The organism is Bifidobacterium catenulatum subsp. kashiwanohense JCM 15439 = DSM 21854 (assembly GCF_001042615.1).
GTDB classification, from domain to species: Bacteria; Actinomycetota; Actinomycetes; order Actinomycetales; family Bifidobacteriaceae; genus Bifidobacterium; species Bifidobacterium catenulatum.
In genome coordinates, this window is the sequence record NZ_AP012327.1 from 1,281,532 (window position 1) to 1,295,821 (window position 14,290).

Sequence of the window (14,290 nt, forward strand, 5' to 3'; positions counted from 1 at the left end):
TTTCAGCGAACCTCCTTGCCGTTGGCCGCAAGGCGTGCAGCCTGCTGTGCGGCCTCTTCCATAGTCTGTGCGACATGCAGATTGACTCGATTAGCTTGGGCAAGAATGCGCAGACCCTCAGCAGCGGCATTGCCGTCGAAACGGACCACCAGAGGCTTGGAGCTGCCAAGCTTGTCAAGAGCTTCCAGAATGCCTTTCGCCACCTGTTCGCAGGATGTGATGCCACCATACACGTTGACCAGCACCGATTCTACCTGCGGATCAGAAAGCACGATCTCCAGACTGCTGCACATCACTTCGGCAGACGCGCCGCCACCGATATCAAGGAAGTTTGCGGGCTTGACATCGGTTCCCTGATCCTCACCGGCACCGGAAACGGCGTCGAGCGAGCTCATCACCAAACCGGCACCGTTGCCGATTACGCCAACGGAACCTTGGAGATGCACATAATGCAAGCCATGCTCACGTGCCTTCTGCTCGAACGGATCGACATGCACCGGGTCTGCGAACCGACTCCAACCATCGTGGCGGAACGCCGCATTGTCGTCCAGAGAAATCTTGGCGTCCAACGCGCACAGCGTCTTGGACGATTCGTCATCCGGATCACCGATCTTGGCAAGCGGGTTGATCTCAACAAGCGTAGCGTCATTGTCTTTGAAGCAATGCCACATCTTCAACAGAATCTGTGCGGCCTGGTTAACATCGGCATGGTAGAAACCAATGCTTTCAGCCATTTTGGTGGCCGCTTCGAGGTCGAAATCCTCAAGCGCGTCAATATGCAGACGCTTGACGGATTCCGGATGCTCCTTGGCGATCTCCTCAACCTCGGTACCACCATTCGCTGTGGCAAGCACATCGAAATCACGGGAGGAACGATCCACGGAAATGGAGACATAGTACTCGTGAAGAATGTTCTTTGCCTCAGCTACCAACACACCGCTGACCTTGTGCTTGTGAATGGTCATCGGCAGGATTCCCTCGGATGCAAGAATAGCCTCATCGCGATTCTTCGCCAGCTTGACACCGCCAGCCTGACCGCGATGACCAATCTTCACCTGAGCCTTGATCACATTGGGGTAGCCAATCTGCTCGGCAGCCTCAGCCACTTCGTGAGAGTTCTGCGCGAACACTGCCTTAGGCGTTGGAATACCCTGCTCTTCAAGCAGCTCCCTAGCCTGATACTCATAGAGATCCATGGATTCTTTTTCCCTTGATGCTATTGGTTATTTAGAAAGAATATACTCAAATCACGCAGGCATGGTGACCAACGAACTGGCTGGATACTCCTGCAAGGACTTCATGCCGTCAATGCCGGTAAGTTCCATAACGAAACTGAAACCAGCCACCTTGCCACCGCACTTTTCGATCAGCGCACTGGCCGCATTAGCAGTTCCACCGGTGGCGATCAAATCATCAACGATGAGCACACGTTCACCCTCATGCACGGCGCTGGTTTCGATTTCCACAGCAGCCTGGCCATATTCAAGATCATAATACTGCGACACAGTCTCAGGCGGAAGCTTACCCGCCTTGCGCACGGCGATAAATCCTTTGCCAAGACGCGCGGCCAATGCAGGACCAAATAAGAAACCTCGCGCTTCAAGACCCGCAACGGCGTCGAAGTCATTGGGATCCACTGGCAGCGCGGCCTCAAGAGCGTCCAGAAGAACGCCAAAGGCACGAGCATCAGCCAATACCGGCATGAAATCACGGAAAAGAATGCCTTCTTTTGGGAAACCGGGAATCGTGCGAATTTTAGAAATGAGGTACTCGGCGTTTTCAGCTCCGACCCTGCTTAAACCGGAAACAGTGATATCCGTTGATGCCATGGCGGTAGTTTCCTTCTCCTTCAATATGCGGCACTTTGCATTATAGGATTTCGACGCGAAAAAGAACGGCGAAAATCCCAAAAACGAGATTCTCGCCGATATCTTTTTATATGTTGTCAGCTGTTCTTCTGTTCGGCCTCAGTCTGTACCGCTTCGATCTCACCCTCAATCGGCTCCTGGGCAACCTGATCTTCATCTGCAGAATCGACGGGAAGCGGGTTGCCGTTCTCATCGACCTCGTCATCATGCACATATGCGGGACGCACGTATTCACGGCTGATGGCGTTGAAGCCGAAACGAATCTGGGAACCTTCGGAATCGATGACGATCTCCTCGTATTCGGTATCAACGGAAACAACCTTGCCGATCACGCCGCCGATGGTGATGACCTCAGTGCCGGGCTGAAGATTGGCACGAAAATCCTGTCGCTCGGCCTGCTGCTGCTTAGCCTTCTTGGACTGCCAGAACATCATGCCAAACATGGCGACAACGATGACGATGAGAAAAATGTAATCCAAAGCACAACTCCTTGAGGTGGACGCTCAAACGGGACATTATGTCCAAGACAATGAGTCTAGGCTAGCTTGCTGACATCAACCTGAGATTCGTCAGGCACCAAACCGAGATGTTCCCATGCCTTACGTGTCGCCACACGACCCTTCGGCGTGCGCATGAGGAACCCCTCACGAACCAAATACGGCTCGCAAACCGTTTCCACGGTTTCCGATTCCTCGCCGACCATGGCCGACAGATTGTTCAGACCGACTGGTCCTCCGTTGAAATTGGTGACAATGGCTTTTAGCACCGCGATATCCAAGCGGTCCAGACCTTCAGTATCGATCTGGTACAACGCCAAAGCCTCCTTGACATCATTTGGATGCACGGTTTCCAGATCATGTACGATTGCCCAATCCCTTACGCGGCGAAGCAGTCGGTTGGCGATACGCGGTGTACCCCTCGAACGCATGGCAAGCTGATGGGCAGCGCCGTCCTCGAGACGGATGCCGAGCACAGCCGACGATCGTTCGATAAGCTTTTCAAGCTCCTCATGCGGATAAAAGTCGAGATGTGCGGTGAAACCGAAACGAGCTCTCAACGGCGACGGCAGCATGCCTTCACGAGTGGTGGCACCGATCACTGTAAACCGCGGCAAAGTAAGAGGGATGGAGGAAGCGCCCGGTCCTTTGCCGACCATCACGTCAACGCGAAAATCCTCCATGGCTATATACAACAATTCCTCGGCCGCCCGTGGAAGACGATGGATCTCGTCGATGAAGAGTACTTCCCCAGCATCCAAAGAACTCAGAATGGAAGCCAGATCGCCGGCATGTTGAATGGCCGGACCGGAAGTGACTCTGATCGGCACTCCAAGCTCGTTGGCAACAATCATGGCCAACGTGGTCTTACCCAAGCCCGGAGGCCCTGCCAAAAGAATATGGTCCGGAGGAACGTCGCGTTTGCGGGCAGCGTCCAAAAACAGCTGCAGCTGCGCCTTGAGCCTTGGCTGTCCGATGAAACCGTCAAGAACATGGGGTCGCAGTTCCTCGTCGCTCACCGGCTCGTTGCCGACTGAAGATGCGGAAACCATGCGGAGTGATTCCTCGTTGGCACCAGTATTCGGCTGGTCGAATGCAGAGTCGTTCGTCATGATGGTGCGATTCACCTACCTCGATCAAGGGACGCCAACGCGAGTTTGAGCACACGAGGCACGTCATCGTCTCCCAGTGGAATATCGATATGGTTGCTCTCGCAGACGTCTTGCACGGCATGAACGGCATCCTGTTGACGCCATCCAAGAGACATCAGGCCTTCCACCACCTGTTCCGAACCAGTATCTTCCGTGGAACGTGTTTCAGGAGAAGCGCCTTCAATCTGGCTAAGGTCAATGGACCCTTTAAGCTCAAGGATGATTTTTTGCGCACCTTTTTTACCTAATCCCGGCGCTTTCGCCAGCGCAGTGGCATCGCCATCTGCCACGGCTCTCGCCAAACGTTCCGGAGGCAACGTCGAAAGCAAGGAAAGGGCAACCTTCGGGCCAATGCCACTGACCTTCTGTAATTGCAGGAACATACGTTTCGATGCGAGCGAGGAAAAGCCATACAGCGTGATCGCATCCTGCGAAACGTTCAACGACGTGTACACCTTCACCGTTTGACCGGCGTGCATGGAAGCCAGATCCGCCGAAGGCATCCTGGTCTCATAGCCAACTCCCCCGACCTCAATGATCGCCGAAACCGCGTCAATGGAATCGACTTGGCCATGCAGCATGCCTATCATGCCGTCACCTCCCATAAACAACTGTAGAACATTTGTTCGATAGTCTACATTCCTCTGCGGACGCCACGCTGCCGTGCCGCATTCTGCGAGGCAAGCGCCCATTGACGTTGCGCATCAGTGAGATGCTGCTCACGTTCGCCCCCTTGCAGCGCACCCGCAGGACGAAGGGCATGGCAAATCGCAATGGCCAACGCGTCGGCCGCGTCAGCAGGTTTGGGCAGGGTGTTCAGCCCTAGAATACGGGCGACCATACGTTCCATCTGAATCTTTTCGGCCTTGCCGTTGCCAGTGATCGCCATTTTCGATTCAGTCGGCGTATGCAGGGCAACGGGAATGCCACGCTGGGCTGCAGCCAACATGGCCAGCCCGGCCGCCTGCGCGGTCCCCAACACGGTATTGCGGTTCTCTTGTGCGAACACACGTTCAATGGACACGGTATCTGGCGCAAACCGTTCTATTTTTTCAACCAAACCATTGTATATGGCCAACAGACGCAAATCCTGTGACATTTTCGGATCGGACCGCACCACATCCACATGAATAAAAGAAAGCCGGCGGTATGCGCCGGCTTCGATCACGCCGACCCCGCAGCGAGTCAGCCCGGGGTCGACGCCAAGAATAATCACGCTCGATTACTCCTCGTCAAGCTGAGCCATGACCTCATCGGAAGCGGTCCAGTTGGAGTAGATGTTCTGCACATCGTCCAAATCGTCGAGGTTGTCGATGAGCTTGGACACCTTCTGAGCATCCTCAAGAGTCAATTCAACCTCGTTCTTCGGCATCATGACCAGATCAGCGGAATCGTAATCGAAACCAGCATCCTGCAGAGCCTTACGAACATCGATCATTTCGGAAGGATCGGTGACAACGGTGAACACATCGCCATCTTCGGTCACATCCTCGGCACCAGCTTCAGCGGCCTTTTCGAACAGATCATCGAAATCAACGCCTTCGGCAGGAACAATAATCTGTCCCTTGCGCTCGAAATTGAAGCTCACGGAACCGGAGGTAGCCAAGGAACCATTGCCCTTGGTCAGGGTGGAACGCACTTCAGCAGCCGCACGATTGCGGTTGTCGGTAAGGCATTCGATGATCAGACCGACGCCTGCGGGAGCATAGCCCTCATAGACGATATCTTCGTAGTTGGCACCGCCGGCCTCTTCACCAGAACCACGCTTGACAGCGCGCTTGATGTTATCGGCAGGCATGGAAGCCTTCTTGGCCTTGTAGATGGCGTCGTACAGGGACGGGTTGCCGTCAGGATCGCCACCACCCATACGTGCTGCGATCTCGATATTCTTGATCAGCTTGGCGAACAGCTTGCCACGCTTCGCGTCGATGGCGGCCTTCTTGTGCTTGGTGGTCGCCCACTTGGAATGACCTGACATAATGCTCCTAGGCAGGTTGCGGATGTTTCAAACGAAACGATTCTAAAGCGGTTCTAAGACAAAGCGCCTGACATATGGTTGTCAGGCGCGTCAACATTCGACGTTTACAGGCAGTTATAGCTGATACGTCCTATGACCGGCAGCCATCTGTCGACGTGCTTCGAGAACGCGCTGGAATACTGTGGCCACACCTAAAACTGCAAGCAACACCATGTCAATGGCCAGCCATAGGCCATGATGCGTCAATCCAGTGATCGCCATGCCCACCAGAATGATGACCAGTCTGTCGGCGCGCGTTGCGATGCCGTTCTTTACTTCGAAACCAACGGATTCCGCACGGGCACGCGCATACGACGTCACAAACGACGTCATCATTGACACCATGGCCGCGCCGACACCAACCCAACTAATATAATCCGGGCTTGACCGGCTGATGTCATACCACCAATCGGCGTGCAAGATGAAGAAGACGATCACTCCGGCAAGCAATGCCCAATCGGCGATACGATCCAACGTGGAATCCAGAAAAGCGCCGAATTGGGTGCCTCCCGTAGTCAGCTTCGCGATCGAACCGTCCAGGGAATCGGCCAGCACCAGCAATGTCAGCACTACGGCTCCAGCGAAAAGCCATCCTGTGATGCCGGTGACGAAGGCGACCACAATGGTTCCAATGGTGCCTATGACCGTCACCGCATTTGCGGTCAGACCAATGGATATCAACGCTTTGGCAAGCGGTTCTATGAGTTTTTTGAATGGTGCGCGAAGATGTTCTAGCATGCGGATTCCTGTTTCTCGGAAAACGAAAAGGGCGCGCAAGCGTCAATAATGATGCTTGTGCGCCCTTATATGACCCATGATCGTATGAGACCGAATGCAAGTGAATCGGCTCAGTCTGCGATGGCGGACTTGAAGTCGTCGACGTTGTTGACCTGAACGCGCTTCTTGAGCACGGTCATAATCTGAGCCTTGGCTTCATTGACCGGCACGCCGTTCAGCTGGCTGCCATCACGGAAGCGGAAGCTCACCGCATTGTTGTTCATGTCTTCCTCGCCAACGATGAGGATGAACGGAACCTTGGACTTGGACGCGTTGCGGATCTTCTTGCCGAAACGATCGTCGGACATGTCGATTTCACAACGAACCGTTTCCTCTTCGAGACTGGCGATGAACTGCTGCAAGTGCGGGGCGAATTCATCGGCAACCGGCACGCCAAGCACCTGAACCGGAGCGAGCCATGCCGGGAAAGCACCGGCGTAATGCTCAAGAAGCACGGCGAAGAAGCGTTCGATGGAGCCGAACAGCGCACGGTGAATCATCACCGGACGCTGGTGAGTACCGTCCGCAGCGATGTATTCCAAGCCGAAACGTTCCGGAAGGTTGAAATCAAGCTGGATGGTGGACACCTGCCAGGTGCGGCCGATGGCATCACGGGCCTGCACGGAAATCTTCGGACCGTAGAAGGCTGCGCCACACGGATCGTCAATCAGCTCAAGGCCGGATTCCTTGGCGACTTCGGCCAGCGTATTGGTGGCTTCCTCCCAGATCTCGTCAGAACCGACGTACTTGTGCGGATCCTTGGTAGACAGCTCTAGATAGAAGTCGTCCAGACCGAAGTCCTTCAATAGGCCAAGCACGAAGGTCAGAAGGTTTTTCAACTCGTCCTTCATCTGCTCGCGAGTGCAGTAGATGTGGGAGTCATCCTGAGTCAAGCCGCGCACGCGGGTCAGACCATGCACCTCGCCGGACTTCTCGTAGCGATACACCGTGCCGAATTCGAACAGGCGCAATGGCAGCTCGCGGTAGGAACGCTGGCGGGACTTGAAGATCAGGTTGTGCATCGGGCAGTTCATTGGCTTCAGGTAGTAGTCGAAGCCCTGCTTGATGACGTTGCCGTTCTCGTCCTTTTCCTCATCCAGACGCATTGCGGGATACATGCCATCCTTGTACCAATGCAGGTGGCCGGAAGTCTCGTACAGACCGCCCTTGGTGATGTGCGGAGTCTGCACGAAGCTGTAGTGGTGCTTGCGATGCATTTCGCGGGAGTAATCCTCCATCGCGTTAATCACGGCAGCGCCCTTCGGATGGAACACAGCCAGGCCCGGACCGATCTCATCCGGGAAGGAGAACAGATCCATCTCCGCGCCAAGCTTACGGTGGTCACGCTTGGCGGCCTCCTCAAGACGAGTCTGATAGGCCTTGAGATCTTCTTTGGTGGCGAAAGCCGCGCCATAAATGCGCTGCAACATCGGATTAGCTTCGCTGCCACGCCAATATGCAGCTGCGGAACGCTCGATCTTGAACGCCTTGATATAGCGGGTGTTCGGCAGGTGCGGTCCGCGGCACAGGTCCTTCCAAACCACATTGCCGTCGCGGTCGACATTATCGTAGAAGCTCAGTTCCTTGCCGCTGATTTCAGTGGCCGCCTCCGGATCGAGGTGGGCTTCCTTGTCTTTGATTAGCTCCAGCTTGTACGGCTGATCAGCCTCTTCCGCCAAAGCCTCCTCTTCGGTCACCACGCGGCGGCGGAAGGACTGGGACGATTTGATGATGCGCTGCATGCGCTTTTCGATCTCTTTGAGATCGTCAGGAGTGAACGGAGTCTCAACATCGAAATCGTAGTAGAAACCGTCTTTGATGACCGGGCCGACGCCAAGCTTGGCATCCGGGCGAATCTCCTGCACGGCCTGTGCCATGACGTGGGTCGCGGAGTGACGCATAATGGCCAAACCGTCTTCGCTATCAAGCACGATTGGTTCCACAACATCGCCGTCATGCAGTTCGGTATACAAATCGCGAGGCTCGCCGTTAAGACGCACCGCGATGATGTTCTTGTCTTCCGCAAAGAGTTGGACGCCAGTCTGGTCTGCTGCCACCTCCTTCGCTTCACCGTTGAGTATGATGGAGATGGTCTGTTCAGCCATGGGTTGTCCTTTGCTATCGGGGTCCGCGTTACTAATGTGCAGGCCTGGACTGTATGTCAACGATGAACAAGATAGGGTTGAGGGCAGACATCGGCACGCTGAAAAGGTGAACGGCACTCTACAACACAACTATTTTTAGGATCGACCAAAAGAAAACGCTACTTGAGGAGTTATTCGACGACATGCGCATACGTGTACTGTGGCGCTCTTCTCGTCGACATGATTTCCACCTTGTCGGAAGGCGCAATCGACACGGTGGAGCCATACTTCACTTTCAAACGTGAACCAACACCGCCCGCAAGATTGACGGCGTTCTGCAGATTGTCGCTATCCCCTATCGCTTTGATGATGAATGGCGCCTTGATATTCGCGCCATCACAGCTGAGACCGTCTGCGGAATCGCTGATATACGTACTGGTAATCACACGAATATCGTTGATTTCAATGACCTCCGCACCGCTATTGCGCAATTCTTCAAGAAGCGTGAACAGAATCGACGCATCAATATCTTGCTTTGATCCTTTGGAAATACGGATGACCACGCCTTCTCCAGATACCGGCAGACGTCCGGAAAGAATTCCATTCGATTCGGCATTCTGTTTGGCGATTTCCGCCGCCTTTTCGTTCTTGTCGGCCGTATCCTTCAGCGAGTCAAGCTGGCTGGAAAGCTCACTTTTGCGCTGCTCAAGCTTTTGGACCTGCGTGCTGGTTTCACTGATGAGTTTGGTTAGTTCGTCCTCACTCATCGTCTCATATGTGGACGTTGTGTTGTTCAACTGAATGGCATAGCTAAAGCCGAGCAACGCGCAAAGCACGGTTACAAGCACGCTGGAGTACAGACGGGCACGAGTGACCTTCGCGTTCAGCGAAATCCGCTTCGGCTTGCGCCTGACCACTGGAAACGATCCGGTCTGGGTGCTGTCGTTGTTCTGGTCCTTGACGATCTGCTCGTGAATTTTGGAGAGCACGTCCTTGTTGTCATCGTTACGTCTGCTCATGCCACGTCATCCCTTGAAGATGAAACGCCGGATGGCCGACACATTGGTGAAGATTCGAATGCCGAGCACGACGATGACAGCGGTCTGCAGCTGGGAACCAACGCCAAGTTGGTTTCCCAAGAAAACCAGCAATGTTGCGGTAATGACGTTCGAAAAAAAGGATATCACAAAGACCTTATCGGAAAAGCTGCGCTGGAAATAGGCTCGTACGGCACCAAGCAGCGCATCGAGCGCGGCCAGAACCATAATCGGCAGATACGGCTGAAGGGCAATGGGGATGTCCGGTCGGACGAACACGCCAATGACCACGCCAATGATAAGTCCCAAGACCGCTGCCATTACTTGACCTTCCTTGCATATGTCACTTCGCCAGTTACCGCCGCTTCCAGTGTAATCGATTTGTTTTTGCCCACTTGCGGATAGATGCCCGCTTCTTTGAAATCATCGTACAAACGTTGTTGTGTTTTCTTGCTCACCGCATTGGCAAGAACGCTGGAATTGCCGATCGCCTCGATGCGATACGGACTTTGCACGGAATTGACTCCGATGAGGATCGTCGTTCCAGCCGTTCGTATGGAAGTCTGCACGCCGAGACGGTATCCGTTGATGGCGATCGCTTCCGCTCCGGACTGCCAGAGTAGCGAGACAAGCACCTGCAGATCCGAATCCGTGACGACGCGAACCTGATTGCCGTTTTCTCTTGGCAGCGACGAATCCGCGTTGTCACCGCCCACAGATATCGGGTTGGCGATGGTGAGCGTGATGCCTTCGCCTCGCACGGGAAGTACGCCATTGACCATTTCGTCATCCTGTATGGTCTGGTTCAATGACCAGTTCGACACGGATTTCGATTCCTCTTCAACTTGGGCACGCAGCGCATTGACGTCTTTGGTGAGGGTCTCGACGTTTTTTGTTTGCTCAGCCAACTGACTTGACAGCTGCTTGCGCACTTCCTTACGGGGGTCGGTGCTCAACTGCCGAACGAATACGCTGCCTGCCGTACCCACGGCAATGCAGATGAGAAACACCAACACACGGGTAAACCAGACCGCAAACATCGGCGGTGTTTTGGTGGCCAGTCTCGAATCCGTATACATCGCATCCATCGGACGGTTGGTCAGGTCATCGATGAGCCGCAGCGAATCATCGTCCAAATTCCGCCTTCTTCGAGAGGTGGATGCAGCAGTGTCGGGCTGCACATGATGCGAGGTCAGCCCAGCGAAAGACGCCGAAAAAACGGCGCGACGCTTCGTGGGCGTATTCTCCGGAGACACCGGAAACGACACACGTTCCGAAGCATCATGCATCATGTGCGCTAATCCTTATCGTTTTTCAGCAGCTGGATTCCCTGACGTATGTAAATATAGCCGGCAAGCCAGTACAATCCTACGCCCCATGTGCCGGTGGCGAGACCGCATAAATGCAATGTATCCGTAGCGGAATTGGACCAGATATCCGCAAAAATCAAAGCGACAATAGCAATCATCAGCATGGCGGTGCCTGCTTTGCCCACGAAATGCACGGGCAGCGGACCATAATCATGCTGGGCTAATATCAACACGAGAATCGCCATGATCAAATCGCGCAATCCAACGACAATCAACATCCACCATGGAATGATGTCGGCGACGCCCAATGCAAGGATGCTACAGAAAATCAGCAGACGATCGGCGATGGGGTCGAGAATCTGCCCGATCTTGCTCACCTGGTTGAACGACCTTGCAATAAGACCGTCCAAACCGTCAGATACTGCCGAAAGCGCAAGCACAACCAACGCAAGCACCATCTCATGACGAGAGACCAATACCGAGATGAAAGGAATCGAAATGATTCGCAACAGGCTAATAAGGTTCGGAACCGTGAAATAGATATCCCGCGGTTCCGGACTGTACTGCTTTTTGATAATCAGTTTGCTCATACTTCGAGCAACATTACATTCTCGAGGCCTGCAAGGCGGTGACAATTATGCCACGGGCACCAACTTCATACAACTGGTCCATCAGTTGGTTGACCTTGGCCTTCGGCACGACGACGCGCACGGCCGCCCACTGCTTGTCATGCAGCGGGGAAACGGTCGGGCTCTCAAAGCCTGGCGTGATGGCCACAGCGGCGGAAACCTTCTCGACCGGAATGTCGTAATCCATGAGCACGTAGCGTTGGGCAGTGAGCACACCCTGCAGTCGGCGGCTTAGAATCGTCAGGCGGTCGTCGTTCTCAGCGAGACGCGGAGAACGAATGAGTACGGCTTCGGAATGCAGCAACGGCTCCGCGAAAATACGCAAGCCGGCATTGCGGAGTGTGGTGCCCGTGGACACGACGTCGGCGATCAAATCCGCCACTCCAAGCTGCACCGACGATTCGACGGCACCGTCAAGATGCACGGTTTCGGCGTTGATGCCATGTTCGACCAGATAATCATGCACAAGCTTGTCGAAACTGGTGGCGACGCGTTTGCCTTCGATGTCTTCAAGCGTGCTGATCGGGGAATCGTTCGGGGCCGCGAAACGGAATGTCGATGCGCCGAAGCCAAGTTCCATGTGCTCCTTAGCGTCCGTTCCGGAGTTGAGCAATAGATCATGGCCGGTGATGCCGACGTCGATGGTACCGCGTCCAACGTAGACGGCAATATCAAGCGGACGCAGATAGAACAACTCCACATCATTATCGGGATCCTCTACGACCAGCTGACGCGGATTGCTCCTCAGACGATAGCCAGCTTCGGCCAGCATGTTCCAGGCAGGTTCAGACAGCATGCCTTTGTTAGGCACGGCGATTCTCAGCATTTTTCCTCCCCAAAAAGGCCATGCCTTCTGCGGCATGGCCAAAAACTCACAGATTCTTGTAGATGTCTTCGAGTGTGATGCCACGGTCAATCATCATGACCTGCAGGTGGTAGATGAGCTGACTCATCTCCTCTGCGGTACGATCGGCACCTTCGTATTCGGCTGCGATCCAGGTCTCGCCCGCCTCTTCGACGATCTTCTTGCCGATGAAATGCGTGCCCTTGCCCAGTTCGTCAACAGTTAGCGAGCCAGCCTGCTTGGAAGCGGCCTTCTCGCTCAATTCAGCAAAAAGGGATTCAAAAGTCTTCATTGTTCTTGTCTATCCTCAAAAAATTGATGGAAGGTCAGGCCTTGAATGCGGCTTCAGCCTTCTCGCGAATGGAATCAATGGCTTCCGCAGGATTCTCAGCGCCGTACACAGCGGAACCCGCGACCAACACATCAGCACCCGCTTCAGCTACGATATGGGCAGTCTTCGGACTGACACCGCCATCGACCTGAATCTTGGTGGCAAGACCACGGCGGGTAATTTCGTCACGCAAGCGACGCACCTTGGACATCTGGTTGTCGAGGAACTTCTGGCCACCGAAGCCGGGTTCGACGGTCATGATTAAAATCATGTCGAATTCGTCGAGAATATCGAAAATCGGCTCGACAGGTTCAGCCGGACGTACCGCGAAGCAGGCTTTGCAACCCATTTCGCGCAACTGGCGTGCCAGACGCACCGGAGCATGAGTAGCCCCCATATGAAAGCTCACGGATGCGGCGCCCAGCTTGGCGTACTCAGGTGCCCAACGATCCGGATCCTCAATCATCAGATGCACGTCAACCGGAAGATCGGTGACTTCGCAGATACGAGCCACGATCGGCTCGCCCAAAGTCAGATTCGGGACGAAATGATGATCCATCACGTCGACGTGAACGAGATCCGCATTGGAAATGGCCTTGAGGTCACGCTCAAGGTTGCAGAAATCGGCGGACAGGATGCTTGGTGCGATTTGAATAGTCATGACTCTCATTCTATGAAAGGTAATCGACTTGCTGTTACTTGATGTCGGACTGTTTGTCGGTATTCGAGACGGTTTCGGCATCGTTGGTTTCGATTTCATCCGCAGTTTTCTTTGAACGAGTCGCTGCATGATCGGCGGATTCTTCCAATCCACCGTTTTCGAGACGTTGCTCGATTTCAGTGACGGTACGAAGCTTCTCCGCCAACAGGTCAGTATCCTTGCCCATCTGCTGCACGACGATGAACGCCACCACACCAAGCACAAACACCGCCATGGAAACCCACACGTTGATGCGCACACCCAAGAACTCATGCGCATAATCGATGCGTAGGGATTCAATCCAAGTACGCCCCAACGTGTACCACATGATGTACACGGTAAATAGGGATCCGGCTTTAAGCTTTTTCATAGCCTTGGATCCGATGTACACGATGATTGCGGCTCCGATGAGATTCCAAATCATCTCATACAGGAAGGTTGGATGGAACAGTGTTCCGCTTGGGCATGTAGACCCGTCGTAGCATTGCTCGCTGTGCCCGATAGCAGTGCCTTCCATATTGAGCTTCAGGCCCCATGGGAAAGTCGTCGGCGCGCCATACAGCTCCTGATTGAACCAGTTGCCCAAACGCCCAACAGCCTGTGCTACCAACAATCCCGGGGCGATGGCGTCGGCCAGCAAGGCCATTGGATAATGCTTGTGTCTGCACCAAGCCCATGCGGCCAACGCTCCAAGCAGCACTCCGCCCCAGATGCCAAGTCCGCCATTCCAGATGCGGAACATCTCCGCCCAATCGCCATTCGGCCCGAAGAAACGTTCGGGCGTGGTGATGATGTGATAGATTCGGGCACCCACGATACCGGCGGGGACACTGACCAAAGTGATGTCAAGAACCTGATCGAAATTACCGCCCAACTTCTTCCATCGTGTGGCGGTTATCCATACCGCCAACACAATTCCCAACAGAATGCATAACGCATAGATGTGAATCGTTACAGGGCCGATGGAAAACTGTGAAATCGTTGGCGATGGAATGTATGCAAGTGTCATGGTTTCCTGATGGTAGTCCACGCATCCGATATGGCG

The 14,290-nt window shown here is 54.3% G+C and carries 17 protein-coding genes; all 17 read right to left on the minus strand.

The genetic code is table 11. The features are described 5' to 3' along the window. Positions 1 to 2 precede the first annotated feature (2 nt). Positions 3 to 1,196, minus strand: coding sequence for an ADP-forming succinate--CoA ligase subunit beta (gene sucC, locus BBKW_RS05595; protein ID WP_033501079.1), 1,194 nt, complete (start codon positions 1,194 to 1,196; stop codon positions 3 to 5). A 51-nt stretch (positions 1,197 to 1,247) separates the two neighbouring features. Then, a complete protein-coding gene (locus BBKW_RS05600) occupies positions 1,248 to 1,829 on the minus strand; it encodes an adenine phosphoribosyltransferase (RefSeq protein ID WP_033501078.1) in 582 nt (193 codons plus the stop codon). Between the two features lie 116 nt (positions 1,830 to 1,945). After that, positions 1,946 to 2,311, minus strand: a complete 366-nt coding sequence (locus BBKW_RS05605) for a preprotein translocase subunit YajC (protein WP_229027406.1) — start codon at positions 2,309 to 2,311, stop codon at positions 1,946 to 1,948. 92 nt (positions 2,312 to 2,403) lie between these two features. Then, positions 2,404 to 3,477, minus strand: coding sequence for a Holliday junction branch migration DNA helicase RuvB (gene ruvB, locus BBKW_RS05610; RefSeq protein ID WP_033501123.1), 1,074 nt, complete (start codon positions 3,475 to 3,477; stop codon positions 2,404 to 2,406). A gap of 11 nt (positions 3,478 to 3,488) precedes the next feature. Beyond that, complete coding sequence (gene ruvA / locus BBKW_RS05615) at positions 3,489 to 4,106, minus strand: Holliday junction branch migration protein RuvA (protein WP_033501122.1); 618 nt, start codon at positions 4,104 to 4,106, stop codon at positions 3,489 to 3,491. Between the two features lie 44 nt (positions 4,107 to 4,150). Then, positions 4,151 to 4,732, minus strand: coding sequence for a crossover junction endodeoxyribonuclease RuvC (ruvC, locus tag BBKW_RS05620; RefSeq protein ID WP_033501076.1), 582 nt, complete (start codon positions 4,730 to 4,732; stop codon positions 4,151 to 4,153). A gap of 6 nt (positions 4,733 to 4,738) precedes the next feature. Beyond that, on the minus strand, positions 4,739 to 5,494 hold the full coding sequence (locus BBKW_RS05625) for a YebC/PmpR family DNA-binding transcriptional regulator (protein WP_033501075.1): 756 nt from the start codon (positions 5,492 to 5,494) through the stop codon (positions 4,739 to 4,741). A gap of 114 nt (positions 5,495 to 5,608) precedes the next feature. After that, on the minus strand, positions 5,609 to 6,271 hold the full coding sequence (gene pgsA, locus BBKW_RS05630) for a phosphatidylinositol phosphate synthase (RefSeq protein ID WP_033501074.1): 663 nt from the start codon (positions 6,269 to 6,271) through the stop codon (positions 5,609 to 5,611). 110 nt (positions 6,272 to 6,381) lie between these two features. Continuing rightward, on the minus strand, positions 6,382 to 8,415 hold the full coding sequence (thrS, locus tag BBKW_RS05635) for a threonine--tRNA ligase (RefSeq protein WP_033501073.1): 2,034 nt from the start codon (positions 8,413 to 8,415) through the stop codon (positions 6,382 to 6,384). Positions 8,416 to 8,585: 170 nt separating this feature from the next. Then, positions 8,586 to 9,413, minus strand: coding sequence for a DUF881 domain-containing protein (locus tag BBKW_RS05640; protein ID WP_033501072.1), 828 nt, complete (start codon positions 9,411 to 9,413; stop codon positions 8,586 to 8,588). A 6-nt stretch (positions 9,414 to 9,419) separates the two neighbouring features. Next, positions 9,420 to 9,752, minus strand: coding sequence for a small basic family protein (locus BBKW_RS05645; protein ID WP_033501071.1), 333 nt, complete (start codon positions 9,750 to 9,752; stop codon positions 9,420 to 9,422). After that, entirely contained in the window at positions 9,752 to 10,723 is a 972-nt protein-coding gene (locus BBKW_RS05650) for a DUF881 domain-containing protein (RefSeq protein WP_033501070.1), read from the minus strand. Before BBKW_RS05650 ends, BBKW_RS05645 begins: the two co-directional genes overlap by 1 nt. 5 nt (positions 10,724 to 10,728) lie before the next feature. After that, positions 10,729 to 11,331 (minus strand): CDP-alcohol phosphatidyltransferase family protein, encoded by a 603-nt coding sequence (locus BBKW_RS05655; RefSeq protein ID WP_003834736.1) that lies wholly within the window; start codon positions 11,329 to 11,331, stop codon positions 10,729 to 10,731. A 13-nt stretch (positions 11,332 to 11,344) separates the two neighbouring features. Beyond that, on the minus strand, positions 11,345 to 12,196 hold the full coding sequence (gene hisG / locus BBKW_RS05660; RefSeq protein WP_033501069.1) for an ATP phosphoribosyltransferase: 852 nt from the start codon (positions 12,194 to 12,196) through the stop codon (positions 11,345 to 11,347). A gap of 46 nt (positions 12,197 to 12,242) precedes the next feature. Beyond that, positions 12,243 to 12,506, minus strand: coding sequence for a phosphoribosyl-ATP diphosphatase (locus BBKW_RS05665; RefSeq protein WP_003834733.1), 264 nt, complete (start codon positions 12,504 to 12,506; stop codon positions 12,243 to 12,245). Between the two features lie 34 nt (positions 12,507 to 12,540). Next, complete coding sequence (gene rpe / locus BBKW_RS05670; protein WP_033501068.1) at positions 12,541 to 13,206, minus strand: ribulose-phosphate 3-epimerase; 666 nt, start codon at positions 13,204 to 13,206, stop codon at positions 12,541 to 12,543. Between the two features lie 34 nt (positions 13,207 to 13,240). Continuing rightward, positions 13,241 to 14,254 (minus strand): prolipoprotein diacylglyceryl transferase, encoded by a 1,014-nt coding sequence (gene lgt, locus BBKW_RS05675; protein WP_033501067.1) that lies wholly within the window; start codon positions 14,252 to 14,254, stop codon positions 13,241 to 13,243. Positions 14,255 to 14,290 lie beyond the last annotated feature (36 nt).

What these genes read in the sequence shown, in the direction of transcription:
- sucC (WP_033501079.1), bottom strand. Translation starts at nt 1,196, where the DNA reads ATGGATCTCTATGAGTATCAGGCTAGGGAGCTGCTTGAAGAGCAGGGT.
- BBKW_RS05600 (WP_033501078.1), bottom strand. Translation starts at nt 1,829, where the DNA reads ATGGCATCAACGGATATCACTGTTTCCGGTTTAAGCAGGGTCGGAGCT.
- BBKW_RS05605 (WP_229027406.1), bottom strand. Translation starts at nt 2,311, where the DNA reads ATGTTTGGCATGATGTTCTGGCAGTCCAAGAAGGCTAAGCAGCAGCAG.
- ruvB (WP_033501123.1), bottom strand. Translation starts at nt 3,477, where the DNA reads ATGACGAACGACTCTGCATTCGACCAGCCGAATACTGGTGCCAACGAG.
- ruvA (WP_033501122.1), bottom strand. Translation starts at nt 4,106, where the DNA reads ATGATAGGCATGCTGCATGGCCAAGTCGATTCCATTGACGCGGTTTCG.
- BBKW_RS05625 (WP_033501075.1), bottom strand. Translation starts at nt 5,494, where the DNA reads ATGTCAGGTCATTCCAAGTGGGCGACCACCAAGCACAAGAAGGCCGCC.
- pgsA (WP_033501074.1), bottom strand. Translation starts at nt 6,271, where the DNA reads ATGCTAGAACATCTTCGCGCACCATTCAAAAAACTCATAGAACCGCTT.
- thrS (WP_033501073.1), bottom strand. Translation starts at nt 8,415, where the DNA reads ATGGCTGAACAGACCATCTCCATCATACTCAACGGTGAAGCGAAGGAG.
- BBKW_RS05640 (WP_033501072.1), bottom strand. Translation starts at nt 9,413, where the DNA reads ATGAGCAGACGTAACGATGACAACAAGGACGTGCTCTCCAAAATTCAC.
- BBKW_RS05645 (WP_033501071.1), bottom strand. Translation starts at nt 9,752, where the DNA reads ATGGCAGCGGTCTTGGGACTTATCATTGGCGTGGTCATTGGCGTGTTC.
- BBKW_RS05650 (WP_033501070.1), bottom strand. Translation starts at nt 10,723, where the DNA reads ATGATGCATGATGCTTCGGAACGTGTGTCGTTTCCGGTGTCTCCGGAG.
- BBKW_RS05655 (WP_003834736.1), bottom strand. Translation starts at nt 11,331, where the DNA reads ATGAGCAAACTGATTATCAAAAAGCAGTACAGTCCGGAACCGCGGGAT.
- hisG (WP_033501069.1), bottom strand. Translation starts at nt 12,196, where the DNA reads ATGCTGAGAATCGCCGTGCCTAACAAAGGCATGCTGTCTGAACCTGCC.
- BBKW_RS05665 (WP_003834733.1), bottom strand. Translation starts at nt 12,506, where the DNA reads ATGAAGACTTTTGAATCCCTTTTTGCTGAATTGAGCGAGAAGGCCGCT.
- rpe (WP_033501068.1), bottom strand. Translation starts at nt 13,206, where the DNA reads ATGACTATTCAAATCGCACCAAGCATCCTGTCCGCCGATTTCTGCAAC.
- lgt (WP_033501067.1), bottom strand. Translation starts at nt 14,254, where the DNA reads ATGACACTTGCATACATTCCATCGCCAACGATTTCACAGTTTTCCATC.